The following is a 24,554-nucleotide window of genomic DNA, read 5'->3' as shown; positions in this document are numbered from 1 at the left end:
GTGAAACAACTTTGCGCCGATGATAGTGCTGCAACCAGTGTGAAAGTAGGTTATCGTCAGGCTTGTTATTCGTAGTAGAGAAAAACCCGTCAAGCAATTGACGGGTTTTTTTTCGTCTGCAGATTTATCGCTATAAAAATAGCCGCTTTTAGTACCATGTTCAGGCAAATTACTATATAATTCGCTTCCTCAGATCAGATGGTTTGCTGCCCCGTTGGGAGCAGGCTGTTGAAAAAGTTATGCCTGATGACCATAGCAAGTTGGTCCCACCCCTTCCCATCCCGAACAGGACCGTGAAACAACTTTGCGCCGATGATAGTGCTGCAACCAGTGTGAAAGTAGGTTATCGTCAGGCTTGTTATATGAAAAAACCCCGCTAGATGCGGGGTTTTTTTTCGTCTGTTGCCTTCATGGGACTAGACGCCCCAAGTGATGCTTTCACCTTCGGCCTTGGCCGAACGCAGCATTTCCATCAGGGGAAAGGCACGCTGCGAAAAATGGACCTTTTGCTCACGCGCATGCGCGCCCGTTTCGCCATCTTCCAGCGTTTCCGGCGTATGCGCATCGTGTTCGATGTCAGTTTCCGGATGCAACTTGCTCTCCGCCACTTCTTTTTCCAGTAGCGCCAGGGCTTCGCCCGCTTCCGCTGACGTAATGACACCGCGGGCCGGACTCTTGTGCAGGATGTCGAGGATGCGCTGGGCATGTTCCTGGTACATCAATACGGGAGGGGAGGATTTGGATTTGAATGAGATCAACATAAGCGCTTTCTGAAACTTGTTGTTAGTGTCGAAACAATATCACGACTTGAAATGTCGCACAGGCCGTCCGATTGCCCGGATTGCCTATTTGCAAGCCGGATAGGGTCATCTGTTGGACAACACACCTATTTGCAAGGGCCGGCCTGGCGCAAACGTGATTGTTTAAGCGGCCGTTAAGTTTCAGTCCAGCTTGACGGAGTCCATGAAGGTATCGATGGTTTCACGCGACAGCTTGTTTTCTTTGCCCAGAATGATGATCTGGACGATGTGTTTATCCTGCGCCACAAAACGCCCGACCAGCAAGACGGGCTTGCCTTGCTGCGTGCCCGTCGCCTCGATGCTCAACGTGCTGCGTTGGCGCGTGCCGGCCGAGCTGCTGCGGGCGGCCGCGGCAGTTTTTTCGCTGCGCACGCTGCCATTGATATTCTTGAGTAACGCTGTCTTCATGGCGGGCAGGGCCGCTTGCGCCTGTTCCGCGCTATCGAGGGTGGCATTGCCGATGGCGAAGGTGTTGCCGTCGACTTCGCTGGCCGTCATGGTCAGGCTGACTTTCTTGCCATCAAGGTCGATTTCGCGCGTCAGTACGGCAGGCTTGCCTGGAAACAGGGCCGTGAACTGGGCGTCGGGGCTACGATAGTCGCGCCAGTCAAATTGAGGGCTGCAAGCCGATAGCACGCTGGCAGTCGCAAAAGTCGCCAAAAAGAAGACAAGTGATGATTTTTTCATCAACAGATGGTAGCAGCGCCGCCCGTCATGCGCAATCGCGTGCGTGCGAGGCGACACGCGGACGTTTACATTTCTCGCAGCACACGCCGGTATTGAATCGCTTCGGCAATATGCGGGTGCGTGATGGCGGCACTGCCTGCCAGGTCGGCGATGCTGCGGGCCACGCGCAGTACCCGGTGATAAGTGCGCGCCGACCAGTGCAGGCGCAGCATTGCACTGTGCAAGAGGTGTTCGCCATGTTGTTCCAGACGGCAATGCTGTTCGATTTCCGTGTTGTTCAGGCGCTGGTTCGATTTGCCCTGGCGCACCAGCTGCAAGGCGAAGGCGGCCGCTACCCGCACGGCGATACGCTGCGTGGTTTCGCCTGCATCCGCTTGCCGGCCCAACGACGCCGGTGGCATGGCAGCAACTTCGATTTGCAGGTCTATGCGGTCAAGTAACGGTCCGGATAAACGGCTGTGATAGCGCAGCACGGCGTCCGGCGTGCAGCGGCAGCGGCCCGAAGCATGCCCCAGATAACCGCAGGGGCAGGGGTTCATTGCGGCGATCAGCTGGAAGCGGGCGGGAAATTCAGCCTGGCGGGCCGCACGCGAGATGCTGATGACGCCCGACTCCATGGGCTGGCGCAAGACATCGAGCACCCGGCGGTCAAATTCGGCGATTTCATCGAGAAACAGTACGCCGCAGTGCGCCAGCGAGATTTCACCAGGCCGTGGGACATTGCCTCCGCCCACCAGCGCCACGCCGGAGGCGGTCTGGTGCGGGGCGCGGTAAGGGCGCCGTTTCCAGTGTTCCACCTTGAAATTGCCGCCCAGTGAGTGGACGGCAGCCGATTCCAGCGCTTCTTCGTCGCTCATCGGTGGCAGCACGCCGGGAAAACGGCTGGCCAGCATAGTCTTGCCCGCGCCAGGCGGGCCCACCATCAAGACGTTATGTCCGCCCGCGGCTGCGACTTCCAGCGCGCGCCGCGCTTGTTGTTGTCCCTGCACATCGGAAAAATCCGGATACGGGAAAATGGGCGCCGGCAGCATCGGCTGGTGACGCTGCAGCATTGTCTGGCTGGCGCGTGCGGCGAAATGCGCACAGACCTCGAGCAAGGTGTGCGCCGGGTAGATGCTGGCTTCGCTGACCAAAGCGGCCTCGTCGGCATTCGCGTGTGGCAGGATGAAGGCGCGCGGTGCGCCGGTCTTGCTGCGCTGCATGGCAAACGTCATGGCCAGGGCGCCGCGAATGGGACGCAACTGCCCCGATAGCGACAGTTCGCCCGCAAATTCGTAGTGGTGTAACTGGTCGCCGGGCAATTGACCGGATGCGGCCAGGATGCCCAGCGCTATGGGCAGGTCGAAACGGCCCGATTCCTTGGGTAAATCTGCCGGGGCCAGGTTGACGGTGATGCGCCGCGCAGGCATCTCAAAGCCGCAGTTTTGCAGCGCGGCGCGCACGCGGTCGCGCGATTCTTTCACTTCCGTATCCGGCAGGCCAACAATTGTAAAAGAAGGCAGGCCGTTGGCAAGGTGGACTTCGACACTTACCTCGGGCGCCTCCATGCCGGCCAAGGCGCGGCTTTTCAGGACTGCCAGGCTCATGAGTTTCCCCTGCACCGCGGGCGCGGACAGGTTCAGTCTAGCCGCCGGAGCAGCCCGAGGCTTGAGATAGGCCAGCAAGAGCGCCGATAACGGCGCCCTGCAGGTGATGTTCTTACGCTTTTGGGTCGTTCAAACGCGTTTCCAGTTCGATCAGGCGCAATTCCAGTGCGTCCAGTTTCGCGCGCGTCTTGGCCAGCACTTGTGCCTGGATATCAAATTCTTCGCGCGTGACCAAGTCCAGACGGGCGAAGCCCTGGGTCATCATCGATTTCACGTTCTTCTCGATATCCTTGGCGGGCGAGTTTTCAATGGCTTGATGGATCTTGCCTTGCAAGTCGTTAAAGAAGGTATTCATGTCCATGGTAAGTCCTTTATGGTGCAGCCTGTGCATCGCACCATTGCGGTGCACAGCGGCGTTAATCTGGTGCGAATCTGGGCGGTTCATCACTCTCCAGCAGTTCCTTGCCGCATGTCCAGAGGCTTGCAGGGTATGTATGGGCGGAAATGCACCTGTCAAGGTGGCTGAGAGCTGGCACGCATTCTGCTAAAGAAGCTATGAACGCTTTGTGATCTCCAGCCAAGATTTTAAACCTCAACCGCTTTAAAAGTTCAATAAAAGGGAATCGCCATGAAGAATCTGTCCAAGAACATGACTTTAGCTGCAGCGTTGACACTGGCCATGACGGCCTGGAGCTCCGGCGCCATGGCCCAGGAGGCAGTGGCGGCACCGGCTGCCGTCGAAGCGGTACCCGATAATGTGGTGAGCTATAACGTGGCGCTGACCAGCGACTACCGCTACCGTGGCGTGTCGCAAACCCGCCTCAAGCCAGCGATCAGCGGCGGCGCCGACTATACCCATAATCCTACCGGTCTGTATGTGGGCACCTGGCTGTCGAGCATCAAATGGATCAAGGACGGCGGCGGCGATACCAACCTGGAATGGGATGTCTACGGCGGCAAGCGCGGCGAATTTGCACCGGGGATCACTTACGATGTGGGCGGCCTGTATTACTTCTACCCATCGAATGGCCTGAGCACGAATGCCAATACCTTCGAGTTGTATGGCCAGGTCGGTTTCGGCCCCGCCTACATCAAGTATTCGCACTCGACGACCAATCTGTTCGGCGTGGCTGACAGCAAAAACAGCGGCTACATCGACGCCGGCCTGAATATACCCCTGTACGACGATTACACCTTCAACCTGCATGTGGGCCATCAAAGCGTCAAGCATAATGAATCGCTCAGCTATTACGACTACAAACTGGGCGTAACCAAGGATTTCCCCGGCATCGCCACCGTGTCTCTGGCCGCCGTCCGGGCCGACATCACGTCGCTGGCGCCTAACGGCAAGAATCTGGCGAAACTTGGCTTCGTATTGACTGTTTCTAAAACCTTTTAAGCGAGACTGCCATGAAAATGATTACTGCAATCATTAAACCGTTCAAACTGGACGAAGTGCGTGAAGCCTTGTCGGCTATCAATGTGCAAGGGATTACCGTTACCGAAGTCAAAGGTTTCGGCCGTCAGAAAGGCCACACGGAACTCTACCGTGGCGCCGAGTATGTTGTCGATTTCCTGCCAAAAACCAAGATCGAAGCGGCTGTCGACGACGCCATCGTCGACCAGGCCATTGAAGCGATCGAAGGCGCCGCGCGTACCGGTAAAATCGGTGATGGCAAGATTTTTGTGTACAACCTGGAACAAGTCATCCGCATCCGTACCGGTGAAACCGGCAACGAAGCGCTCTAAGGGGAATATTGATGCGTAAAAATATAACAAAATTGCTAGCTGGGTTTGCCTGTCTGTGTGCGTTTGGCGTTGCCGCGCCTAGTTTTGCCGATGCGCCGGCCAAGCCGGAAGCCGTGGAGATGGCTGTTGCCACGCCTGCCGTGACGCTCGCTCCGGATGCTGCTGCTCCTGCCGTGACGCTCGCGCCGGATGCTGCCGCTCCTGCTGTCGCACCAACTGCCGCCGCTGCGGCCCCATCAACGGCCGCGCCCGTCGCCAACAAGGGCGACACCAGCTTCATGATGATCTGCACCGTGCTGGTGATCCTGATGACGATCCCCGGCCTGGCCCTGTTCTACGGCGGCCTGGTGCGCTCGAAGAACATGCTGTCGGTACTGATGCAAGTGTTCATGGTGTTTTCGCTGGTAGTGGTGCTGTGGTGCATTTATGGCTACTCGGTCGCCTTCACGGAAAAAACCGCCTTCTTTGGTGGCTTCGACCGCCTCTTCCTGAATGGCATATGGGATCCGGCCAAGGGCACGTTCGCCGCCGCCGCTACTTTCAGCAAAGGCGTCGTCATTCCCGAATTCGTGTTTGTCGCCTTCCAGGGCACGTTTGCCGCGATTACCTGCTCGCTGATCGTCGGCGCCTTTGCCGAACGCGCCAAGTTTTCCGCCGTGCTGGCCTTCATCGTGCTGTGGTTCACGTTTGCCTACCTGCCAGCGGCCCACATGGTCTGGTTCTGGACCGGTCCTGATCTGATTACGGACGCGGCCACCGCCGCTACCGAAGCGGCCAAGGCTGGCTGGATCTGGCAAAAAGGCGCGCTGGACTTCGCCGGCGGCACCGTGGTGCACATCAATGCCGCTATCGCCGGCCTGGTGGGCGCGATCATGATCGGCAAGCGCGTCGGCTACGGCCGTGAATCGATGGCGCCGCATTCGCTGACGATGACCATGATCGGCGCTTCCCTGCTGTGGGTAGGCTGGTTCGGTTTCAATGCCGGTTCCTCGATGGAAGCGGGCGACGTGGCGGCGTTGGCTTTCATCAATACCATGCTGGCCACGGCGGCTGCGACCCTGTCGTGGGTGTTTGGCGAGTGGATCAGCAAGGGCAAGCCTTCCATGCTCGGTGGCGCTTCCGGTGCCGTTGCCGGTTTGGTGGCGATTACCCCGGCTGCCGGTTTTGTCGGCCCGATGGGCGGCCTGGTCATTGGCTTGCTGGCCGGTATCGTCTGCCTGTGGGGCGTGAATGGCCTGAAACGCCTGATCGGCGCTGACGATTCGCTCGACGTGTTCGGCGTGCATGGCGTGGGCGGCATCCTGGGTGCCTTGCTGACGGGTGTGTTTGCGGCGCCGCAACTGGGTGGCCAGGGCATCTTCGACTACGTCACCAACAAGATGTCGGCTGACCCGTATTCGATCAGCCATCAAGTGTGGGTGCAGGCACAAGCTGTCGGTACCACCATCATCTGGTCGGCCGTGGTCTCCGTCATCGCCTATAAACTGGTCGACATCGTCATCGGCCTGCGCGTACCGGAAGAAGAAGAGCGCGAAGGCCTCGATATCACGAGTCACGGCGAACAGGCTTATCATGGCTAAATAATAAGTTTCTGCTGCGCCAGCGCCACGGCGCGGTGTGCCAGCGTTGTTTTGCTTGGAAAGGCACCTCGTCGAGGTGCCTTTTTTTCGTTATGGGAATGGAAAAGGTCTTTAAAACAAGGCTTTTGCCCCGATTTAGGGTGCTTACACGGTAATATAGTCGGCAGTTCTGTGTGCTTTTTTGAATACTGCACATAATTTAAGGATGTAACTATGGTTCCCCATCTCGTCACGGCCCTGACCGGACCGCTGCTCGACCTCGAAAAAAAGATTCTGGCCGCGACGCCGGCCATTGAGCGCTGGTTCCGCATGGAGTGGCAGGAGCACACGCCGCCCTTTTATTGCTCGGTAGACTTGCGTAATGCCGGCTACAAGCTGGCGCCCGTCGATACCAATCTGTTCCCTGGCGGTTTCCATAACCTGGCCACGGAAATGCTGCCCTTGTCCGTGCAGGCTGCCATGGCCGCCATCGACAAGTATTGTCCAGACGCCCGCAACCTGCTGATGGTGCCGGAATTGCACAACACCACGCCGCAGTACCTGCAAAACGTGGCGCGGCTGATGCAGATTTTCCGCCAGACGGGTTTGCACGTGCGCCTCGGTTCCTGGTCGCCCGAGATTACCCAGCCCACGCCGTTAGCATTGCCGGATGGAAATATGCTTGTCATCGAGCCGCTCGTGCGCCTGAACAACGGCCGCCGCCTGGGCTTGAAGGATTTCGATCCATGCACGATTTTGCTGAATAACGACTTGTCGGACGGCATCCCCGATATCTTGCAAAATATTCATGAGCAAAGCCTGCTGCCGCCGCTGCATGCGGGCTGGGCCTTGCGCCGCAAGAGCAACCACTACACGGCCTACGATGAAGTGGTGAAAAAATTCGGCAAGATGATCGATGTCGATCCGTGGATGCTCAATCCTTTCCACGCCAAGTGCAGCGACGTCAATTTCCAGGAAGGCGAGGGCGAAGATGCGCTCGCTGCCAGCGTCGACGTGCTGCTGGCGAAGATCCGCAAGAAATACAAGGAATACGGCATCAAGGAAAAGCCGTTCGTCATCGTCAAGCCCGATGCGGGCACGTATGGCACGGGCATCATGACGGTGCGTGACGCCAGCGAAGTGCGCGATCTGTCGCGCAAGCAGCGCGACAAGATGTCCATCGTCAAGGATGGCAAGATAGTCACCGACGTCATCATCCAGGAAGGCGTGCCGACCTTTGAAAGCATCAAGGATGCCGTGGCCGAGCCGGTCGTCTACATGATCGACCGCTATGTGGTCGGTGGCTTTTACCGCGTACACGCGGAACGGGGCGTGGACCAGAACCTGAACGCGCCTGGCTCGCAGTACGTGCCGCTGGCATTTGCCCAGCAGCACGCCGTGCCGGACTTGAAGGCCAAGCCGGGCACGGCCGCGCCGAACCGCTTCTATGTGTATGGCGTGGTGGCGCGCCTGGCCTTGCTGGCCGCGTCGCTGGAAATGGAACGCACGGACCCGAATCCCGAAGTGTATTAATCCGCCGATGACGGCGCGCCGGGCGTGGTGAGCACTGCGCCTGGCGATCTCGGCTAGAATCAGGCATTACCCAGGCACCCGATTGGACCGTATCATGAAAATTGCATTCCTCGCCGATCCGTTGGCAGGCTTCAAGACTTATAAAGATTCCACCTTCGCCATGATGCGCGAGGCGGCCAGGCGCGGCCACGCCGTCTACGCCTTCGAGCAGAAGGACATGGCGCTGGAAGAGGGCATCGTCACGGCCCACATACAGCACATCGAGCTGACGGGCGACGAACACGACTGGTACAAGGTTGTTTCCCGCGAGGAAGTGCGGCTGTCGACCCTGGACGCCATCATCGAGCGCAAGGATCCGCCGTTCGACATGGAATACGTGTACGGCACCTATTTGCTGGAGCTGGCGGAAAAACAGGGCGCCTGCGTCTTCAACAAGCCGTCCGCCATCCGCGACAACAATGAAAAGCTGGCCATTGCCCAGTTTTCCGAATTCACCTCGCCGACCCTGGTGACGTCGAGCGAAGCGCGCCTGCGCGCCTTCCACGCCAAGCACCAGGACGTCATCTTCAAGCCGCTCGACGGCATGGGCGGCACGGGCATCTTCCGCGTCAAGGCCGACGGCCTGAACTTGGGCGCCATCATCGAGACTTTGAGCGAGAACGGCGCGCAAACCATCATGGCGCAGCGGTTTATCGCCGACATCGTCAAGGGCGACAAGCGTATTCTCGTCATCGGCGGCAAGCCGGTGCCGTTTTCGCTGGCGCGCATCCCGCAAGCGGGCGAAGTGCGCGGCAACCTGGCCGCCGGTGGCAAGGGCGTGGCGCAGCCATTGACGGCACGCGACCTGGAAATCGCCGAAAAGCTGGGTCCCATCCTGGCCGCGCGTGGCTTGATGCTGGTAGGATTGGATGTGATCGGCGACTATTTGACGGAAGTCAATGTCACCAGCCCGACTTGCTTCCAGGAAATCATGCAGCAGACCGGTTTTGATGTGGCCGCCATGTTTATCGACGCCGTCGAGCACGGCGTCGCCACAACGCAGCAGCGCCAAGCAACGATAACAAGGTGAAATGCATATGGTAGGGATTTTGCTCATGACACATGCACCGCTGGGACAGGCGTTCATCGCCGCTTGCGCGCATGTGTTTCGCGGGCCAACGGAACGTTTTGAAGCCATCGATGTCGTCGCCGACCAGGACTTGGCCGAAGTGCAAAAGCTGGCCGCGGATGCCATCTGCCGTCTCGACGACGGTGCCGGTGTGCTGGTCATTACCGACGTGAAGGGCGGTACGCCATCGAACTGCTGCAACAAGCTGGCCGATGCGGGCAGGGTGGAAGTCATCGCCGGCATCAGCCTGCCGATGCTGCTGCGCGCTATCACGTATCGCCGCGATACGCTTGACGTAGTAGTGGAGATGGCGCTGGCTGGCGCGCAAAGCGGCGCCGTGCGCGTCGACAACCGCATTCGCGTGGGCGAGTAAACAGTGTCATGGCCGCCGCCTTGCAGGTGGCGGGTTTTACAGGTCAAGATTGTCATCAGCGTAGTGCATTCAGGGATAGAGACCATACAAAAATGATTCAAAAAGAACTCGAAATCATCAACAAGCTGGGACTGCACGCACGCGCTTCCGCCAAATTTACCCAGTTGGCCGCCAAGTTCAAGAGCGACGTGTGGCTGACCCGCAACGCGCGCCGCATCAATGCCAAGTCCATCATGGGCGTCATGATGCTGGCCGCCGGCAAGGGCGCGAAAGTGACCCTGGAAGCCGAGGGTGATGATGAGCAGGCATGTGTCGATGCGCTCACCGCCCTGATTAACGACAGGTTTGGCGAAGGCGAGTAATGCCCGCCGAACGCAGCCGCAGCCGCATTCCGACAGGTCAACCCATGGCATCCTTCACGCTCCACGGCATCCCGGTTTCCCGCGGCATCGCCATTGGCCGCGCGCATCTGCTGGCGCCGGCCGCCCTTGACGTCAAACATTATCTGGTTGCCCAGGAACAGATCGAGGCCGAAGTACAGCGCCTGCAAAACGCCATCTCCACCGTCCACAAGGAACTGCAAACGCTGTGGAACGATCTGCCCAAGGATGCGCCCACGGAGCTGGGCGCCTTCATCGACGTGCACGCGCTGATCCTGTCGGACCCGATGATCGCCGAAGCGCCGCTCGACATCATCCGCAAGCGCCACTACAACGCCGAATGGGCGCTGTTGACGCAGATTGATGAATTATCGGCACAGTTCGATGAAATTGAAGATCCGTACTTGCGCGAGCGCAAGGCCGACATCCAGCAAGTGGCCGAACGCGTGCTGAAGGTCTTGCTGGGCACGGAGCAATTGCTGCCGGCAGCGGCGGCCGAAGACGAATTGATGGCGCAGATGATTGTCGTCGCCCATGACATTTCTCCGGCCGACATGCTGCAGTTCCGCGACCGCTCCTTTATCGGCTTCATCACCGACGTGGGCGGGCAGAACTCGCATACGGCCATCGTTGCGCGCAGCCTGGATATTCCGGCCGCCGTCGGCATGTCGCAGGCGTCGATGCTGATCGAGCAAGACGACTGGCTGATCATCGATGGCGACGCCGGTGTGGTGATCGCCAACCCCAGTGCCCTGGTGCTGGAACAATACCGCGAACGCCAGACGGCCATGCAGCGCGCGCGCAAAAAGCTGGGCAAGCTGAAAAAGACGCCGGCCGTGACCAAGTGCGGCACCGCCATCACCTTGCTGGCAAATATCGAGCTGCCAGAGGATTGCCCGTTTGCCCTGGAATCGGGCGCCAGCGGGGTGGGCCTGTTCCGCTCCGAATTCCTGTTCATGGGCCGCGGCCACAAGATTCCCACCGAGGACGAGCAATTCGAGGCCTACCGCAACACGGTGCAGTCGATGAAGGGGCGCGTCGTCACCATCCGCACGCTCGACATCGGCGCCGACAAGCCGCTCGATCAGTCGGACCATACGGCCTTGAATCCCGCGCTGGGCCTGCGCGCCATCCGCTATTGCCTGGCCGAGCCGCAATTGTTCCTGACGCAGTTGCGGGCCATCTTGCGCGCCTCCGCTTTTGGCAAGGTGCGCATCCTGATTCCCATGCTGGCGCACGCGTTCGAGATCGACCAGTCGCTGGCGATGATCGCGCAAGCCAAGGCCAGCCTGCGCGCCGAGGGCATCAAGTTCGACGACGAGGTCGAAGTGGGCGCCATGATCGAAATTCCCGCCGCCGCGCTGGCGCTGCCCATGTTCGTCAAGCGCATGGACTTCCTCTCCATCGGTACGAATGACTTGATCCAGTACACCCTGGCCATCGACAGGGTCGACTACGAAGTGGCGCATTTGTACAATCCGCTGCATCCGGCCGTGCTGCAACTGATCTCCATGACGATTGCCGCCGGGCACAAGGCGGGTATCGACGTGGCCGTTTGCGGCGAAATGGCAGGCGACGTGAAGCTCACGCGCTTGTTGCTGGGCATGGGCTTGCGCGAGTTTTCCATGCACCCGGCGCAACTGTTGGCGGTCAAGCAAGAGATCATCAACAGCGATCTGGGGCTGATTGCACCACAAATGCGCAAAATTATGCGTTCCATGGAGCCAAATGTGATCGCGGAAGCCGTACAACAGTTGCAGCTCATGTAAACTGTCACTTCATCAGCATCAGGGCACATCGCGCGCGGCAAGATGTTTCCTGGTATTAAAGTTGCAGAACCTATCATCGCGGTGCTGCATCGACCAAGGCCCGTGGGGCCACCCCCTTTTTATAAACCGACACACATGTCATCCATTGGAATCGTTTCGCCGCAAGCCATGTATTTTGCGCAACCCTTGCAGCTGCAAAGCGGAGCATCGCTGCAGGACTATATGTTGATGTATGAAACCTACGGCACGCTGAACGCCGACAAATCGAACGCGGTGCTGGTCTGCCACGCCCTGAACGCCTCGCACCACGTGGCCGGCGTGTATGCGGACGAGGCGAAAAGTACGGGCTGGTGGGACAATATGGTCGGTCCCGGCAAGCCGCTCGACACCAACAAATTCTTCGTCATCGGCGTCAACAACCTGGGCTCCTGCTTCGGTTCGACGGGGCCCATGCACACCAATCCCGCCACCGGCAAGCCGTATGGCGCCGCCTTCCCCGTCGTCACGGTGGAAGACTGGGTCAGCGCGCAGGCGCGCCTGGCCAATGAACTGGGCATCACCCAGTTCGCCGCCGTGATGGGCGGGTCCCTGGGCGGCATGCAGGCGCTGGCGTGGAGCATCATGTTCCCCGAGCGGCTGCGCCACTGCGTGGTGATCGCCTCGACGGCCAAGCTGTCGGCACAAAATATCGCCTTCAACGACGTGGCCCGCCAGGCCATCCTGTCCGACCCTGATTACCATGGCGGCGACTTCTATGCGCATGGCGTGGTGCCGAAGAATGGCTTGCGCGTGGCGCGCATGGTCGGGCATATCACTTATTTGTCGAATGACGACATGGCCGAAAAATTCGGCCGCAAGCTGCGCGACGCGGCGCAGACGGGCGACTACAAGTTCGGCTTCGGCATCGACTTCGAGATCGAATCGTATCTGCGCTACCAGGGCGACAAGTTCTCCGAATACTTCGACGCCAACACGTATCTGCTCATCACCAAGGCGCTCGACTATTTTGATCCGGCGCGCGCGCATGGCGGCGACCTGGCCAAGGCCTTGTCGGGTACGCAAGCCAAGTTCTTCGTGGCGTCGTTTTCCACGGACTGGCGCTTCTCGCCCGAGCGCAGCCGGGAAATCGTCGAGGCACTGGTGTGCAACCGCCGCCAGGTGACGTACGCCGAAATCGATGCGCCGCACGGCCACGACGCCTTTTTGCTGGAAGATGCGCGCTACATGAACATGGTGCGCGCCTACTATGGCCAGGTATGGAACGATATCGCCGCGGGCGTGCCCGCAGCCGCCGTACAGAACACCGCCGTCCGCCAGGGCGCGAAGGAGACCGCATGACTTTTGACGAATTGAGCGCGCTGCGCCCCGACCTGGCCTTCATCGCCCATTGGGTGCCGAACAACGCGCATGTACTGGACGTGGGTTGCGGCGAAGGCGTGATGCTGCAGTACCTGCAAAGCGATAAAGAGTGCAGCGGCTATGGCATCGAGATCGCCGACGACAAGGTATTGGCCAGTACTTTGCGCGGCGTCAATGTGATCCAGCAGGACATGGAAAAGGGCTTGGCTATCTTTGGCGACAACAGCTTCGACACGGTGCTTTGCCTGTCTTCCCTGCAGATGATGAAGCAGGTCGAGCCGCTGTTGCGCGACATCGTGCGCGTGGGCGCCGAGGCCATTGTCTCGTTCCCCAACTTCGCCTATTGGCCGCACCGCGTGGCGCTGCTGAAAGGGCGCATGCCCGTCTCGAAATCGCTGCCTTACCAGTGGTATGACACGCCCAACGTGCGCTGTGCAACCATCACTGACTTCCGTGAACTGGCCGAGGAATGCGGCCTGGAAGTGATTGAATGCGTGGCCCTGGCTGAAGGCAAGATGGTTTCCGTGCTGCCGAATCTGCGCGGCGACCTGGCCGTCTTCCGCCTGCGCAAAAAAGCGGTGCACTGATGACAAAAAGCCCGGCGCCAGGCTGGCGTTCCTACGTCAGCGGCCGCATGCTGGCCGTGCTGGTGCTGGGCTTCAGTTCCGGCCTGCCCCTGTTCATCTTGCTGTATCTACTGCAGGCATGGCTGGCCAAGTCGGGGCTGAACGTAAAGGCGCTGGGGCTGTTCGCCCTGGTGCAGTTCCCGTACATCTGGAAATTTTTGTGGGCGCCCCTGATGGACCGCTACAGCATCCTGGGCCTGGGGCGCCGGCGCGGCTGGATGGCCGCGACGCAGGTGGCGCTGTTTTTCTCCATCGGCGCCATGGGCATGCTCGACCCGCTCACGCAGATCGGCCTGATTGCGGCAGCTGCCGGTGGTGTGGCTTTTCTGTCGGCCAGCCAGGATATCGTCATCGACGCCTACCGGCGCGAAATCCTCAGCGATAACGAGCAGGGGCTGGGCGCCGCCGTCATCGTCAACGCCTATAAAGTGGCAGGCATGGTGCCGGGCGCGCTGTCGCTGATCCTGGCCGACCGCATGCCGTGGCAGAGCGTGTTTTGGATCACGGCCGCCTTCATGCTGCCGGGCTTTGTGTGCACCTTGCTGATCAAGGAGCCGAGCGTGTATGGCTCGCCGCCAAAGACCATGCGCGAAGCGATCATCTTGCCATTCCAGGAATTCATCGCACGCGATGGTTGGCGTAACGCAATGTGGATACTCGCCTTTGTACTACTCTACAAAATAGGCGACAGCATGGCGACGGCGCTGGCGACGAAGTTTTATCTCGACCTGGGATTTTCCATGACGCAGATCGGCCTGGCGGCCAATACCACGGGTTTCTGGGCCAGCCTGGCCGGTGGCATGGTGGGCGGCGTGTGGATGCTCAAGCTGGGCATCAACCGGGGCCTGTGGGTATTCGGTGCGCTGCAAGCGATCGCCATCCTGGGTTTTGCCTGGCTGGCGCAGGTAGGGCAAAATACCATGCTGCTCAGCGCCGTGATCGGTTTTGAAGCATTTGCCAGCCTGGGACTGGGTGCAGCCGCCTTTGTGGCCTTTTTGTCGCGCACCACGGATCCGCGCTACACGGCCACGCAATATGCCTTGTTTTCCAGCCTGAGTGCCGTGCCGCGTACGTTGATCAATGCCTCGGTGGGGTTCCTGGTCGCCGAGCTGGGCTGGTTTTCATTTTTCATCGTTTGCTTCTTCCTGGCCTTCCCGGCCATGCTGATGCTGCCTAAAATTGCTCCATGGAGGTCTGCCAATGGCACCAATATCCCTTAAGCGCTACGCCTTGCTGGCCAGCCTGTGCGCGGCCACCGCGCTGGCGCCCCTGTCCGCCCAATCGCAGCAGCAGGTCGTCCAGGATGGCATCAAGGTGCGTCCCTTGTCCGGCACGCGCATCTTTGCGGGCGGCGAGAATTTCAATGAAAAGTCCAGGTTGCAGTACGCGCAACTGGTGCGCGACGCGAAGGAAAAAAACGCGCTGGTGCCCGACAGCGATCCGCAGGTGAAACGCTTGCGCGCTATCGCCCAGCGCATCATTCCATACGCCTCGCGCTGGAACGATGCCGCCAGCAGCTGGCAGTGGCAAGTCAACCTGCTCAACTCGGACGAAGTGAACGCCTTCTGCATGCCGGGCGGGCAGATCGCCTTTTACAGCGGCATCCTGAATAAATTGAATCTGACCGACGATGAAGTCGCTGTCGTCATGGGCCATGAAATCTCGCATGCGCTGCGCGAACACTCGCAGGCGCAGGCGGGCAAGGGCAACCTGGCGGCCGTGGGCGCCAAACTGGCCGGCGCGGGCCTGTCGGCCTGGCTCGGCGTCGATCCGAGTATTACCAGCACCGCCACCAACATGGCGGCCCAGGGCGTGATGTTGAAGTTCTCGCGCGACGACGAACGCGAAGCGGACCTGATCGGCATGGACCTGGCCGCGCGCGCCGGTTTCGATCCGCGCGCCGGCGTGGTGCTGTGGCAGAAAATGGCCGCCGTGAGCAAGGGCGCGCCGCCGGAATTCCTCTCGACGCATCCATCGGGCAGCGACCGCATTTCGCAGATGAATAGCCACATGGCGCAAGTGCTGCCTTTGTTCGCACGCAGCAAGGGCGTCAGCGTGGACGCCTTGCCGCCGTACCGCAGCAACGCCATCGCGACGCGCTAGGATGTCCGTTCGCAGCAATCATCCTGTGGCTGTGGCTGTGCCTGTGGCGCCGCTGCCCATGCGTGACGGCGTCGCCCCCAGTTATTTGTGGCTGCCGGAAGGCCAGTGGCCGGACATGCTTGCTTTTCTGATTGCACGCTATCCGCAGATCAGCGCCGCGCAATGGCTGGACCGTATGGCACGCGGTGAAGTGGTCAATGGCGATGGCGCCGTGCTGGGCCCGGAAAGTGCGTACCGGCGCGGCATGCGCATTTTTTACTATCGCGAGCTGGAGCGCGAAACGCCAATTCCGTTCCAGGAAGAGATCCTGTTCCAGGACGAGCATTTGGTGGTGGTCGACAAGCCGCATTTCCTGCCCATGACGCCGGGCGGGCGTTTCGTGCAGGAGACCTTGCTGACGCGACTGAAGAAAAAGCTCGATTGCACCGCCCTGACGCCGATACACCGCCTCGACCGCGAAACGGCTGGCGTGGTGCTTTTTTCGCGCCAGTTGTCCAGCCGTGGCGCCTATCAGTCGCTGTTCCAGCGCCGCGAAGTGCGCAAGACTTATGAAGCGCTGGCGCCGCGCCTGGAAGGTCGCGATTTCCCTTTTACCTACCGCAGCCGCATGGTGGAGGGTGAACTGTTTTTCCTCATGCGCGAGGAAGCGGGCGAGCCGAATTCGGAAACCGTCATCGACGTCATCGAGCAGCGCGGGGACTTGAATTTATACCGTTTGCATCCCCACACAGGACGCAAGCACCAGCTGCGCGTGCACCTGGCTGCCCTGGGCATCCCCATCGTCAATGATGCGTTTTATCCGGTCATCTTGCCGTGCAAGGAAGACGACATGTCGCAGCCTTTGCTGTTGCTGGCGCGCGCGATCGATTTCACGGACCCTCTGACGGGAGAGCTGCGCCACTTCGAGAGCCGGCGCAGCCTGTAATGGAGCTCAGTTCTTGGGCGTGTAATCGATGATCAACGGCGCGTGGTCGGAGAAACGCTCGTCCTTGTAGACGCTGACCGTATGCGCCTGGCCCGCGATGCCGGGCGTGGCGACGTGGTAGTCGATGCGCCAGCCCACGTTCTTCGCATAGGCCTGGCCCCGGTTGCTCCACCAGGTGTACTGGTCTTCACGCTGGTCCAGGCCGCGGTGCACGTCGACGTAGCCTAGTTCATCGAAGACGCGCGTCAGCCACGCCCGTTCTTCGGGCAGGAAGCCGGAGTTCTTCTTGTTGCCCTTCCAGTTTTTCAGGTCGATCTCGTGGTGGGCGATATTCCAGTCGCCGCAGATGACCACTTCGCGCCCCAGCGCCTTCAATGCCAGCAGGTGCGGCAGGAACACGTCCATGAAGCGGAACTTGGCTTCCTGGCGCTCCGGACCGGATGAGCCGGACGGGCAGTACACGGAAATGATGGACAGGTTGCCAAAATCGCAGCGCACATAGCGGCCTTCGGCATCGAATTCAGGGCAGCCGAAGCCGACATGCACGGCGTCCGGTTCTGCCTTGCTGTATACGCCCGTGCCGGAGTAGCCCTTTTTCTCGGCGTAGTGGAAATGGCCATGATAGCCATGCGGATTGAGGAATTCCGGCGTCATGTCGGGCAACTGCGCCTTCAACTCCTGCACGCAGATGAAATCGGCGGTCTGCGCGCCCATCCAGTTGAAAAAGCCTTTTTTGGCGGCGGAACGGATGCCGTTCAGGTTGGCGGAGATAATTTTTGGCATAGGTTGAGAGTGAAAAGGGCGCTGGGCGGGGCCGGCGGGCGCGGCATGGCGATTGTCTCGCCGGTGCGCGCGGATTAAAATACAGGCACTTTTAAAAAATGAGGCTAATGTGAATAATTTACGCCAGCAGTTTATCGCGTTTTCAGTATCCAAGGGAGTCTTGCGGTTCGGCGAGTTCACCACCAAGGCCGGCCGCCAGTCGCCATACTTCTTCAACGCAGGCCTGTTCCATGACGGTGCCACCCTGGCCGAGCTGGCGCAGTTCTACGCGCAGACCCTGCTCGACTCGGGCGTGGAGTTCGACATGCTGTTCGGCCCCGCCTACAAGGGCATCACCCTGGCCTCGGCCACCGCCGTGGCGCTGGCCGGCAAGGGCCGCAACACCTCGTTCGCCTTCAACCGCAAGGAAGCCAAGGACCACGGCGAAGGCGGCACCATCGTCGGCGCCAAGCTGCATGGCAAGGTTGTCATTATTGACGATGTGATCTCGGCCGGTACTTCGGTGCGCGAATCGGTGGACATGATCCGCGCCGCCGGCGCCGAACCATGCGCCGTGCTGATCGCCCTGGACCGCATGGAGCGTTCGGGCCCGGACGGCCAGCTGTCGCCAAGTTCGGCGGTACAGGAAGTGTCGAAACAGTATGGCATTCCCGTCATCTCGATCGGTAACCTGGACGACTTGTTCGGCTATCTGAATGGCGCGGGTGCCGATCCGGAACTGCTGCAGCACAAGGCAGCCGTCTCCGCGTACCGCGCACGGTATGGTATTTAAGTAGCCTTCCCCAGCAACGGCGCGCTTGCTGATGTCGGGCATGTTCGCCTTGCTGGACTTTTTTTCAGGACGTTTTCATCACGCCAGCCATGGCTTGAGCGCCGAATGCAGTCCCAAGGCGAACAGGCCGATGAAGAAGCATTTCCTGAACAGCTCTTGCGAGATGCGCCCGCGCAGCCACTGGCCGGCCAGCATGCCGGCCAGTGCCGGCAGCAGCGCATACGCGGAAGCGCCAGCCGCACCCAGGCTGAAATCGCCGTGCAGCGCCAGGCTGGCAGCCAGCGCGATGGTCGATGCCGTGAAGGCCAACCCCAGCGCCTGTACCAATGCATCGCGCGCCAGCCCAAGCCCTTGCAGGTAGGGCACGGCCGGCATCACGAATACGCCCGTGGCGGCCGTCACCAGCCCCGTCGCGGCGCCCACCACGGGTGCCAGCCAGGCTTCGTGCCTGGCTGGCACCCGCAACTGCAACGAGAATAGTCCGGCCAGCGCATACAGCATCAGCGCTGCGCCCAGCGCGACGACGGCCCAAACGCCACCGTCCTTCGGCAGCAGGGCGCCGCCCGTCAAGGTGCCGGCCACGACGGCAGCCAGCATGGGCCACAAACGCCGCAGCAGGGCGCGCAGGCCGGGGCCGGCCGCCAGCTGCCACAGATTCGTCACCATCGACGGCACGATCAGCAGCGCGGCTGCCTGCACAGGCGCCATGACGAGGCTGAGCGTGGCCATGGCGACCGTCGGCAAGCCCAGTCCGACTACGCCCTTGACGAAGCCAGCGATGATGAAGCTGGCGCCAACTGCCAGCAGGAATGCGATGTCCATTTTTTGCACTTGTGAATGAATTTGCATGAATTCTGCGCGTTGCGCACGATTTCGCCAAGGTGGATTATCTTGAGTCAGCCTAAGTTAAATGCGAAGGCTGGTAAGATGGCGCAAAGGAGGGGCCATGCGCTTTGATCTGGTCGACTTGCAGCTGTTTGTCAACGTGGTGGAGGCGGGCAGCTTGACGGCGGGCGCCGCGCGCAGCCACCTGGCGCTGGCGTCGAGCAGCGCGCGCGTGCGCGGCATGGAAGAGATGCTGGGCATGCCTTTGCTGCTGCGCGGCCGGCGCGGCGTGGAGCCGACGCCGGTGGGCCAGACCCTGCTGCATCACGCGCGCCTCGTTTTGCTGCAAATGGAGAAAATGCGCGCTGAGCTGGGCGAATTTGCGCACGGCTTGAAAGGGCAGTTGCGTTTGCTGTGCAATACGGCGGCACTCAGCGAATTCCTGCCCGAGGCGCTGGGCGCTTTCCTTGACAGCCATCCAAACCTGACCATCGACCTGGAAGAGCGTCTCAGTTACGATATCGTCAAGGCTGTCTCGGAAGGGCTGGCCGACATGGGCATCGTCTCCGATTCGGTAGACATGCGCGGCTTGCAGACGTTCTTGTTCCGCCCCGACCGCCTGGTGGTGATCGCCGCAGCGGACGGCGTGCACCACCGCGCCATCGGCCAGGGTGGTGTCGTCGATTTTGCCAGCGTGCTCGATCACGATTTCATCGGCCTGGCCGACGACAGCGCGCTGCAGCAGTACCTGGGCCTGCATGCGGCGCGTCTGGGGCGCCCGTTGAAGGTGCGCGTGCGCCTGCGCAGCTTCGACGCCGTATGCCGCATGGTGGCCAGCGGCGTGGGCATCAGCGTGGTGCCGCTGGCGGCGGCAAGCCGCTGCCAGCAGACGATGGCGCTGCGCTGCATGGAGTTATCCGATCCCTGGTCGGTACGCAATCTGACCATCTGCGTGCGCCAGTTCAGTGAATTACCCCTGTACGCGCGCCAGTTGATCGATCACCTGAAGGCGTGACAGGATATGACAGGAGCAGTGATGCGTTTTTCAGAAGACAAGATGGCCAGCCTGCGGTGCAGCGACCAGGTCGAGCGGCCCATCCACATCTGGCAGCCGCCACAGCCACAACTGCCACGCGCCGTGATCCTGGCGATCCACGGCGGCATGGCGCATGCGGGCGACTACGTCACGCCGGCGCTGTACTTCCGCCAGCACGGCATCGCCACCGTCAGCTTCGACATGCTGGGCCACGATGGCAAGCGCCGGGTCGACATTGCCTCGTTTGCCGCCTTCCTCGACGACGAGGAACTGTTCCTTGCCTGGGTCAAGGCGACATATCCGGGCTTGCCGATTTTTGTCATGGGCCACTCCATGGGCGCCCTGATCGCGACGCACCTGGGACTGCAGCGTTTTACGGGCGACCCGGCGATCAAGGGTTTTATCATTTCATCACCGTATTATGTGAATGCGATTCCCGTGCCGAAGGTGCTGCAAATGCTGTCGGGCTGGCTGGCAAAGCGCTTCCCGACGATGAAAGTGCCCTTGGGCAACCTAACCATGCTGCTGACGCACGATCAGACCATCACTGCGCGCCATTTCCAGGACGAGCGCGACGGCATCCGCGCCAGCGAGGCGACGGTACGCTTTGCCCACGCTTTGATGTCGGCGCAAAAAGAACTGGCTGGCGGCTTGTCTGCCTGGGGCTTTCCCCTGTTTGCCGTGGTGGCGGGCGACGATAAGCTGGCCAACAGCGGCGCCACGGAAAGCATGCTGCGCAGCGTGCCCGATGGACTGCTCGATTACCATTTTTATCCGGCCAATTACCACGAGAATTTCAATGAGATCAACCGCGACGAGATCTTTGCCGCCATCCTGGCCTGGATGAACAAGCTGCTTGCGCCATCGGCGACTTGATCCGGTCCATATCGTTATAATTGGCTTAACTACTTTCACAGTCGGCGCATGCCGGCCCGAGCCCCGCGGCACAGGGGATGCACAAGGAAACAAACATGCGCTTGCTGATCGCCCTGATACTCCCATGGCTGACCTTTTTCACGATCGGCCGTCCTATCGCCGGCATCATTTGCCTGCTACTGCAAATTACCCTGATCGGCTGGCTGCCGGCCACGATTTGGGCCGTGTATGCCCTGAGCCAGTACAAGACGGACCAGAAGATCGCCGAGGCCATGCGCCGGCGTTGATGATTCTCTAAGGACTGCCTAAGCTGCACTTCCTATCTTGATACAAGCGAGTTGATGGAGACTGAAATGGCACATGACAGACGCGGTATCCTGGGCCTGGCAACAGCAGTGCTGGCGGCCGGACTATTCTTGGCAGGCGCTGTTCAAGCTCAAGCCCAGGCCGAGAATGCATTGCCGCCCGTGCAAAAGAGCGGGGCGGTGCAATACCTGAGCGGCGGCATTGGCCTGGACGAATCGACGGCCATCAAGAGCGCCAGCCGGCATTGGCCATTGAGCCTGGTGTTTTCCGTGCAGGCGGCGGGCAAGGCGGAATTTGCCTCCGACGTGAAGCTGGAAATACGCGATGCCAAGGGGGTGCTGGTGCTGGAAACGACGGCCAGCGGGCCATTCCTGCTGGCCAGGCTGGCGCCGGGTAGCTACAGCCTGCGCGCCACGCTGGCGGGCAAGACTTTGGCGCGCAAGGTGCAGGTCAAGGCGGGCAGCTCAAGGCAAGTGGAACTGGTCTGGCCGGCAGGAACGAATCAGGGTCAACCCTGATGTTTGGCACCGCGTGGCGATTTGCGCGTGGCCATCGACAAGCTGCTGGCGGTGGACGCCATCATTTTTCTCGTCAGCGCCTTGGTGCTGGCCTTCGTGATCACCTGAGCTCGATCAACCGACCTTGAGCACGCGGCCTTCGGCTGCGCTTTGCAGCGCCAGTTCGATCAAACGTATCGTCGCCGCCGCATCTTCTGCCGCCACCGGTGCCGCTGCGCCGTGGCCGATGGCGTCGGCCATGCCCTGGTAAAAGTCCTGGTAGCGGCCGGGCTGCATTTCCAGGTGCTGGAACTGGCCGTCGGGCTGCGCCCCCAGGTGCAGCGCACCGCGCACGGGATCGACGCCCCAGCCAGGCTGGCCTGGCTTGCCGCCCGCCTTCAAGGCATCTTCCTGCGGATCGAGTCCGAATTTGACAAAACTGCCTTTGTCTCCATGCACGGCGAAGCGCGCCGTCGGCGCCTTCACCAGGCAGCCCGCCTGCAATACCACGCGCAGCCTGTCGTAATACAGCACAAGGTGGACATAATCGACAGCCTGCGCGCCATCGCGCTGCAGGCCGATGTCCGCATACAATTTTTCCGGCTGGCCGAACAGTTGCAAGGCCTGGTCCAGCATGTGCGGGCCCAGGTCGTACAGCAAGCCGCCGCCCGGTGCGCTGGACTCCCGCCAGCGCTGGCGGATCTCGGGGCGGAAACGGTCGAAGTGCGATTCAAAGCTGGCGATGCGGCCCAGAGTCCCTTGCGCCAGCAGCGCCTTGAGGGTCAGGAAATCGCCATCCCAGCGCCGGTTGTGGTACACGCTGAGCACCAGATTGCGCTCTTTGGCCACAGTGATCAGGGTCTGCGCCTGGTCGCTGGAAATGGTAAATGGCTTGTCCACTACCACATGCTTGCCCGCTTGCAGGGCTGCCAGCGCCAGGCTGAAATGGGCTTCGTTGGGCGCGGCGATGACCACCAGCTCGATCGATGCGTCGGCAAACAGCTGCGCCGGTTCTGCATACACGGTCGCTTGCGGCCAATCCTTGTGCACGAGTTCTGGCTTGCTGGAGGCGACGGCAGCCAGTTCCAGGGCATCGATAGTGGACAGTACGGGAGCATGGAAGGTGGAGCCGGCAAAGCCGTAGCCAACCAGGCCGGTTTTGATTTTTTTCATGGCTTGTTCACGGGGGCGTGGAAGAATCCATGATCATACCCGCAAGCGGGCGGCGGCACCGCTGCTGCAATGCCGCCACTTTTACATTAGTCCAGGCTCCAGACGTATTGCAGCCTCACGCTGGCGCTGACGGGCTTGCCTGCGGCCAGCGCCGGCTTGAACGTGCACTTGGCCATGCCACTACGTGCCGCCTCATCGAGGGCAGGGTGGCCGCTGCTCTTGATAACGCTTGACCCCTGGACCTTGCCCGTGGCATCGACATCGTAGGACAAGATGACGGTGCCGGTTTCCTTCGCCTGCAGCGACGCGCTTGGATAGTGCGGCTTGCTGCAGACACCAAAGTCGATGATGGCGTTGCGCTCCAGCACTGGCGCGCTGTCGGCGGCGACGGCTTGGCCGTAGATGCCCAGGCAGGCGCCAGCCAGTGCCAGCAGCGGCACGGCCGCCTTCCAGTTCAGGGTTTGTGGTGCGGGGCGCAGCAATCGTTTGATACGTGACATAAGGTCTCCTCCGTTGGCCGCCTGGGCCAGGTGGTGGGTTGAGAACTGGAGACGTTCCAGTTCCGAGAGTGCAAGAGCCAGACGCCGCGGTTCGCCCAGTTGTCTTGCTGCGAAATCATCTGCAATGTGTTCGCGTTCGAGGCGCACGCCGCGTGAGATCCACCAGACGGCCGGGTGAAAGAACAGCAGCGCCTCGATGGCGTTTTGCAGCAGGTTGAGCAGATAGTCGTGGCGCCGGATGTGCGCCAGTTCGTGCGCCAGCAGCGCGTCGAGCAGATGGGGTGGCATGCCGCTGATCAGCGCTGCGGGCACCAGTACCATGGGGCGCCAGATGCCGGCCGTGAACGGACTGGCAATGCCGCCGAGCACGCGCAGGCGCACGGGCCGCGTCACGCCGGCGTCTTGCGCCAGGCCTGACAAGCGTGCCTGCCACGGCGCATGCATGGCGGCTGTGTTCCTGCTGCTGCGTTCTATCCACAGCATGCCCAGCGCCATGCGCAGGGCCAGCATGGCGGCGCACAGCGCCCAGACGCCGACGACGGCGCGCAGGGCCAGGTCAAGGTTGGGCAAGTCAACTGGCGCCAGCAGTGCGGCTGGCAGCAAGGGGCTGGAGAACATGGCGCCGGTGGCATCGCCGCCTGCCAGGCGCAGATACAAGCCCGCCGCCGGCCACGCCAGGCAGGCCAGAAGGGCGCCGCAACCGACGGCGTAGCGCGCTTCTGGCCGCGCATTGCGCAGGGCTGCCCACGCCAGCGCCGTGGCGCAGCCGATCAGCAGGCCTTGCCACAGGAAGTGCAGCAGGGTCCAGCCCAGGGCCTGCACGAAGCTGCTCATGATTGATCGTCCTTGAGCATTTTTTCAATCTCTTCGCGTTCGGCGCGCGACACGCCCGTGCGCAGGGCAGCCAGCACCAGCGCCTTGGCCGAGCCGGCAAAGGCTTTTTGCATCAATTCTTTCAGCAGATTCGTCTGCAGGCTGTCCTGTGCCTGGGCCGGCGCATACACGTGCGAGCGCTGGCTTTCATCGCGGATCAGCAAGCCCTTGGTGTGCATGATCTGCATCAGGCGCAGCACGGTGCCATAGGTAATGGCCGGCTTGGCCAGCGCCATCGCCTCGTGCACCTGCTTGGCCGTGGCGGCACCGAGTGGCCACAGTGATTGCAGCAGATCGAGTTCGGCTGCCGTCGGTTTCGGGATGTCTGGAGTCTTGAGCACGCTGTTTTCCTCTTG

General features: G+C 61.0%; 27 protein-coding genes and 1 rRNA gene. 19 read left to right on the top strand and 9 right to left on the bottom strand.

What is annotated here, in order from left to right:
- Nucleotides 1-242 precede the first annotated feature (242 nt).
- Nucleotides 243-355: ribosomal RNA gene (gene rrf / locus ACQ4W6_RS24230) — 5S ribosomal RNA — on the top strand.
- Between the two features lie 61 nt (nucleotides 356-416).
- Here rrf and ACQ4W6_RS24225 read toward each other — a convergent pair.
- The 4 genes from ACQ4W6_RS24225 to ACQ4W6_RS24210 all read right to left on the bottom strand — a co-directional run bounded on the left by ACQ4W6_RS24225 (nucleotide 417) and on the right by ACQ4W6_RS24210 (nucleotide 3,434).
- Entirely contained in the window at nucleotides 417-761 is a 345-nt protein-coding gene (locus ACQ4W6_RS24225; protein ID WP_436569720.1) for a DUF1840 domain-containing protein, read from the bottom strand.
- Between the two features lie 180 nt (nucleotides 762-941).
- Nucleotides 942-1,487 (bottom strand): hypothetical protein, encoded by a 546-nt coding sequence (locus tag ACQ4W6_RS24220; RefSeq protein ID WP_436569719.1) that lies wholly within the window; start codon nucleotides 1,485-1,487, stop codon nucleotides 942-944.
- Between the two features lie 65 nt (nucleotides 1,488-1,552).
- Nucleotides 1,553-3,073, bottom strand: a complete 1,521-nt coding sequence (locus ACQ4W6_RS24215) for a YifB family Mg chelatase-like AAA ATPase (protein ID WP_436569718.1) — start codon at nucleotides 3,071-3,073, stop codon at nucleotides 1,553-1,555.
- 112 nt (nucleotides 3,074-3,185) lie between these two features.
- Nucleotides 3,186-3,434, bottom strand: coding sequence for an accessory factor UbiK family protein (locus ACQ4W6_RS24210; RefSeq protein WP_035824443.1), 249 nt, complete (start codon nucleotides 3,432-3,434; stop codon nucleotides 3,186-3,188).
- A gap of 267 nt (nucleotides 3,435-3,701) precedes the next feature.
- On the opposite strand from ACQ4W6_RS24210, the gene ACQ4W6_RS24205 reads away from it, so the two are divergent.
- The 13 genes from ACQ4W6_RS24205 to ACQ4W6_RS24145 all read left to right on the top strand — a co-directional run bounded on the left by ACQ4W6_RS24205 (nucleotide 3,702) and on the right by ACQ4W6_RS24145 (nucleotide 16,557).
- Nucleotides 3,702-4,472, top strand: coding sequence for a TorF family putative porin (locus tag ACQ4W6_RS24205; protein WP_436569717.1), 771 nt, complete (start codon nucleotides 3,702-3,704; stop codon nucleotides 4,470-4,472).
- 11 nt (nucleotides 4,473-4,483) lie between these two features.
- Nucleotides 4,484-4,822, top strand: a complete 339-nt coding sequence (locus ACQ4W6_RS24200) for a P-II family nitrogen regulator (protein WP_010393464.1) — start codon at nucleotides 4,484-4,486, stop codon at nucleotides 4,820-4,822.
- Nucleotides 4,823-4,833: 11 nt separating this feature from the next.
- Nucleotides 4,834-6,402 (top strand): ammonium transporter, encoded by a 1,569-nt coding sequence (locus tag ACQ4W6_RS24195; protein WP_436569716.1) that lies wholly within the window; start codon nucleotides 4,834-4,836, stop codon nucleotides 6,400-6,402.
- 213 nt (nucleotides 6,403-6,615) lie between these two features.
- Nucleotides 6,616-7,914 carry a glutamate--cysteine ligase gene (gene gshA / locus ACQ4W6_RS24190; RefSeq protein ID WP_436569715.1) on the top strand — a complete coding sequence of 433 codons (1,299 nt, stop codon included), beginning with the start codon at nucleotides 6,616-6,618 and terminating at the stop codon, nucleotides 7,912-7,914.
- Between the two features lie 94 nt (nucleotides 7,915-8,008).
- Entirely contained in the window at nucleotides 8,009-8,983 is a 975-nt protein-coding gene (gshB, locus tag ACQ4W6_RS24185; protein WP_436569714.1) for a glutathione synthase, read from the top strand.
- Between the two features lie 7 nt (nucleotides 8,984-8,990).
- Nucleotides 8,991-9,395, top strand: coding sequence for a PTS sugar transporter subunit IIA (locus tag ACQ4W6_RS24180; RefSeq protein ID WP_436569713.1), 405 nt, complete (start codon nucleotides 8,991-8,993; stop codon nucleotides 9,393-9,395).
- Nucleotides 9,396-9,487: 92 nt separating this feature from the next.
- A complete protein-coding gene (locus tag ACQ4W6_RS24175) occupies nucleotides 9,488-9,757 on the top strand; it encodes an HPr family phosphocarrier protein (RefSeq protein WP_010393142.1) in 270 nt (89 codons plus the stop codon).
- A 44-nt stretch (nucleotides 9,758-9,801) separates the two neighbouring features.
- The gene (ptsP, locus tag ACQ4W6_RS24170) at nucleotides 9,802-11,544 is read left to right on the top strand and encodes a phosphoenolpyruvate--protein phosphotransferase (RefSeq protein ID WP_436569712.1); all 1,743 of its coding nucleotides are present in this window, start codon (nucleotides 9,802-9,804) and stop codon (nucleotides 11,542-11,544) included.
- 135 nt (nucleotides 11,545-11,679) lie between these two features.
- On the top strand, nucleotides 11,680-12,882 hold the full coding sequence (gene metX / locus ACQ4W6_RS24165) for a homoserine O-succinyltransferase MetX (RefSeq protein WP_436569711.1): 1,203 nt from the start codon (nucleotides 11,680-11,682) through the stop codon (nucleotides 12,880-12,882).
- Nucleotides 12,879-13,490: a methionine biosynthesis protein MetW gene (gene metW, locus ACQ4W6_RS24160; protein ID WP_436569710.1), complete on the top strand. Its 612-nt coding sequence runs from the start codon at nucleotides 12,879-12,881 to the stop codon at nucleotides 13,488-13,490. The genes metX and metW overlap by 4 nt, the downstream gene beginning before the upstream one ends.
- Entirely contained in the window at nucleotides 13,490-14,749 is a 1,260-nt protein-coding gene (locus tag ACQ4W6_RS24155; protein WP_436569709.1) for an AmpG family muropeptide MFS transporter, read from the top strand. The genes metW and ACQ4W6_RS24155 overlap by 1 nt, the downstream gene beginning before the upstream one ends.
- The gene (locus ACQ4W6_RS24150) at nucleotides 14,730-15,632 is read left to right on the top strand and encodes a M48 family metallopeptidase (protein ID WP_436569708.1); all 903 of its coding nucleotides are present in this window, start codon (nucleotides 14,730-14,732) and stop codon (nucleotides 15,630-15,632) included. The genes ACQ4W6_RS24155 and ACQ4W6_RS24150 overlap by 20 nt, the downstream gene beginning before the upstream one ends.
- A 58-nt stretch (nucleotides 15,633-15,690) precedes the next feature.
- A complete protein-coding gene (locus ACQ4W6_RS24145; RefSeq protein WP_436569707.1) occupies nucleotides 15,691-16,557 on the top strand; it encodes a pseudouridine synthase in 867 nt (288 codons plus the stop codon).
- Nucleotides 16,558-16,563: 6 nt separating this feature from the next.
- On the opposite strand, the gene ACQ4W6_RS24140 is transcribed toward ACQ4W6_RS24145, so the two are convergent.
- Nucleotides 16,564-17,340, bottom strand: coding sequence for an exodeoxyribonuclease III (locus ACQ4W6_RS24140; RefSeq protein WP_436569706.1), 777 nt, complete (start codon nucleotides 17,338-17,340; stop codon nucleotides 16,564-16,566).
- A gap of 109 nt (nucleotides 17,341-17,449) precedes the next feature.
- Between ACQ4W6_RS24140 and pyrE the strand changes: the two genes are divergently transcribed.
- Nucleotides 17,450-18,112 carry an orotate phosphoribosyltransferase gene (gene pyrE / locus ACQ4W6_RS24135; RefSeq protein ID WP_436569705.1) on the top strand — a complete coding sequence of 221 codons (663 nt, stop codon included), beginning with the start codon at nucleotides 17,450-17,452 and terminating at the stop codon, nucleotides 18,110-18,112.
- A 78-nt stretch (nucleotides 18,113-18,190) separates the two neighbouring features.
- Here the strand turns inward: pyrE and ACQ4W6_RS24130 are convergent, their stop codons facing one another.
- Nucleotides 18,191-18,934, bottom strand: a complete 744-nt coding sequence (locus ACQ4W6_RS24130; RefSeq protein WP_436569704.1) for a sulfite exporter TauE/SafE family protein — start codon at nucleotides 18,932-18,934, stop codon at nucleotides 18,191-18,193.
- A 124-nt stretch (nucleotides 18,935-19,058) separates the two neighbouring features.
- Between ACQ4W6_RS24130 and ACQ4W6_RS24125 the strand changes: the two genes are divergently transcribed.
- From ACQ4W6_RS24125 to ACQ4W6_RS24110, 4 genes are all read left to right on the top strand, one after another.
- A complete protein-coding gene (locus ACQ4W6_RS24125) occupies nucleotides 19,059-19,952 on the top strand; it encodes a LysR family transcriptional regulator (RefSeq protein ID WP_436569703.1) in 894 nt (297 codons plus the stop codon).
- 21 nt (nucleotides 19,953-19,973) lie between these two features.
- Nucleotides 19,974-20,849: an alpha/beta fold hydrolase gene (locus ACQ4W6_RS24120; protein WP_436569702.1), complete on the top strand. Its 876-nt coding sequence runs from the start codon at nucleotides 19,974-19,976 to the stop codon at nucleotides 20,847-20,849.
- A 95-nt stretch (nucleotides 20,850-20,944) separates the two neighbouring features.
- Nucleotides 20,945-21,136: a YqaE/Pmp3 family membrane protein gene (locus tag ACQ4W6_RS24115; RefSeq protein WP_436569701.1), complete on the top strand. Its 192-nt coding sequence runs from the start codon at nucleotides 20,945-20,947 to the stop codon at nucleotides 21,134-21,136.
- Nucleotides 21,137-21,202: 66 nt separating this feature from the next.
- Nucleotides 21,203-21,673: a carboxypeptidase regulatory-like domain-containing protein gene (locus ACQ4W6_RS24110; RefSeq protein ID WP_436569700.1), complete on the top strand. Its 471-nt coding sequence runs from the start codon at nucleotides 21,203-21,205 to the stop codon at nucleotides 21,671-21,673.
- 114 nt (nucleotides 21,674-21,787) lie between these two features.
- Here ACQ4W6_RS24110 and ACQ4W6_RS24105 read toward each other — a convergent pair whose 3' ends face one another.
- From ACQ4W6_RS24105 to ACQ4W6_RS24095, 3 genes are all read right to left on the bottom strand, one after another.
- Entirely contained in the window at nucleotides 21,788-22,825 is a 1,038-nt protein-coding gene (locus ACQ4W6_RS24105) for an oxidoreductase (RefSeq protein ID WP_436569699.1), read from the bottom strand.
- Between the two features lie 86 nt (nucleotides 22,826-22,911).
- Nucleotides 22,912-24,159 carry a TonB family protein gene (locus ACQ4W6_RS24100; RefSeq protein WP_436569698.1) on the bottom strand — a complete coding sequence of 416 codons (1,248 nt, stop codon included), beginning with the start codon at nucleotides 24,157-24,159 and terminating at the stop codon, nucleotides 22,912-22,914.
- Complete coding sequence (locus ACQ4W6_RS24095) at nucleotides 24,156-24,539, bottom strand: BlaI/MecI/CopY family transcriptional regulator (RefSeq protein WP_436569697.1); 384 nt, start codon at nucleotides 24,537-24,539, stop codon at nucleotides 24,156-24,158. Before ACQ4W6_RS24095 ends, ACQ4W6_RS24100 begins: the two co-directional genes overlap by 4 nt.
- Between the last annotated feature and the right edge of the window lie 15 nt (nucleotides 24,540-24,554).

The organism is Janthinobacterium woesei, assembly GCF_051380875.1.
Classification (GTDB): Bacteria; Pseudomonadota; Gammaproteobacteria; order Burkholderiales; family Burkholderiaceae_D; genus Janthinobacterium.
The sequence above is the reverse complement of the archived record's forward strand: the minus strand, read 5'-3'. Positions and strand labels throughout refer to the sequence as shown.

Excerpts from the sequence above, each read along its gene's own strand:
- ACQ4W6_RS24225 (WP_436569720.1), bottom strand. The coding sequence starts at position 761 with ATGTTGATCTCATTCAAATCCAAATCCTCCCCTCCCGTATTGATGTAC.
- ACQ4W6_RS24220 (WP_436569719.1), bottom strand. The coding sequence starts at position 1,487 with ATGAAAAAATCATCACTTGTCTTCTTTTTGGCGACTTTTGCGACTGCC.
- ACQ4W6_RS24215 (WP_436569718.1), bottom strand. The coding sequence starts at position 3,073 with ATGAGCCTGGCAGTCCTGAAAAGCCGCGCCTTGGCCGGCATGGAGGCG.
- ACQ4W6_RS24210 (WP_035824443.1), bottom strand. The coding sequence starts at position 3,434 with ATGGACATGAATACCTTCTTTAACGACTTGCAAGGCAAGATCCATCAA.
- ACQ4W6_RS24205 (WP_436569717.1), top strand. The coding sequence starts at position 3,702 with ATGAAGAATCTGTCCAAGAACATGACTTTAGCTGCAGCGTTGACACTG.
- ACQ4W6_RS24200 (WP_010393464.1), top strand. The coding sequence starts at position 4,484 with ATGAAAATGATTACTGCAATCATTAAACCGTTCAAACTGGACGAAGTG.
- ACQ4W6_RS24195 (WP_436569716.1), top strand. The coding sequence starts at position 4,834 with ATGCGTAAAAATATAACAAAATTGCTAGCTGGGTTTGCCTGTCTGTGT.
- gshA (WP_436569715.1), top strand. The coding sequence starts at position 6,616 with ATGGTTCCCCATCTCGTCACGGCCCTGACCGGACCGCTGCTCGACCTC.
- gshB (WP_436569714.1), top strand. The coding sequence starts at position 8,009 with ATGAAAATTGCATTCCTCGCCGATCCGTTGGCAGGCTTCAAGACTTAT.
- ACQ4W6_RS24180 (WP_436569713.1), top strand. The coding sequence starts at position 8,991 with ATGGTAGGGATTTTGCTCATGACACATGCACCGCTGGGACAGGCGTTC.
- ACQ4W6_RS24175 (WP_010393142.1), top strand. The coding sequence starts at position 9,488 with ATGATTCAAAAAGAACTCGAAATCATCAACAAGCTGGGACTGCACGCA.
- ptsP (WP_436569712.1), top strand. The coding sequence starts at position 9,802 with ATGGCATCCTTCACGCTCCACGGCATCCCGGTTTCCCGCGGCATCGCC.
- metX (WP_436569711.1), top strand. The coding sequence starts at position 11,680 with ATGTCATCCATTGGAATCGTTTCGCCGCAAGCCATGTATTTTGCGCAA.
- metW (WP_436569710.1), top strand. The coding sequence starts at position 12,879 with ATGACTTTTGACGAATTGAGCGCGCTGCGCCCCGACCTGGCCTTCATC.
- ACQ4W6_RS24155 (WP_436569709.1), top strand. The coding sequence starts at position 13,490 with ATGACAAAAAGCCCGGCGCCAGGCTGGCGTTCCTACGTCAGCGGCCGC.
- ACQ4W6_RS24150 (WP_436569708.1), top strand. The coding sequence starts at position 14,730 with ATGGCACCAATATCCCTTAAGCGCTACGCCTTGCTGGCCAGCCTGTGC.
- ACQ4W6_RS24145 (WP_436569707.1), top strand. The coding sequence starts at position 15,691 with ATGCGTGACGGCGTCGCCCCCAGTTATTTGTGGCTGCCGGAAGGCCAG.
- ACQ4W6_RS24140 (WP_436569706.1), bottom strand. The coding sequence starts at position 17,340 with ATGCCAAAAATTATCTCCGCCAACCTGAACGGCATCCGTTCCGCCGCC.
- ACQ4W6_RS24130 (WP_436569704.1), bottom strand. The coding sequence starts at position 18,934 with ATGGACATCGCATTCCTGCTGGCAGTTGGCGCCAGCTTCATCATCGCT.
- ACQ4W6_RS24125 (WP_436569703.1), top strand. The coding sequence starts at position 19,059 with ATGCGCTTTGATCTGGTCGACTTGCAGCTGTTTGTCAACGTGGTGGAG.
- ACQ4W6_RS24120 (WP_436569702.1), top strand. The coding sequence starts at position 19,974 with ATGCGTTTTTCAGAAGACAAGATGGCCAGCCTGCGGTGCAGCGACCAG.
- ACQ4W6_RS24115 (WP_436569701.1), top strand. The coding sequence starts at position 20,945 with ATGCGCTTGCTGATCGCCCTGATACTCCCATGGCTGACCTTTTTCACG.
- ACQ4W6_RS24110 (WP_436569700.1), top strand. The coding sequence starts at position 21,203 with ATGGCACATGACAGACGCGGTATCCTGGGCCTGGCAACAGCAGTGCTG.
- ACQ4W6_RS24105 (WP_436569699.1), bottom strand. The coding sequence starts at position 22,825 with ATGAAAAAAATCAAAACCGGCCTGGTTGGCTACGGCTTTGCCGGCTCC.
- ACQ4W6_RS24100 (WP_436569698.1), bottom strand. The coding sequence starts at position 24,159 with ATGAGCAGCTTCGTGCAGGCCCTGGGCTGGACCCTGCTGCACTTCCTG.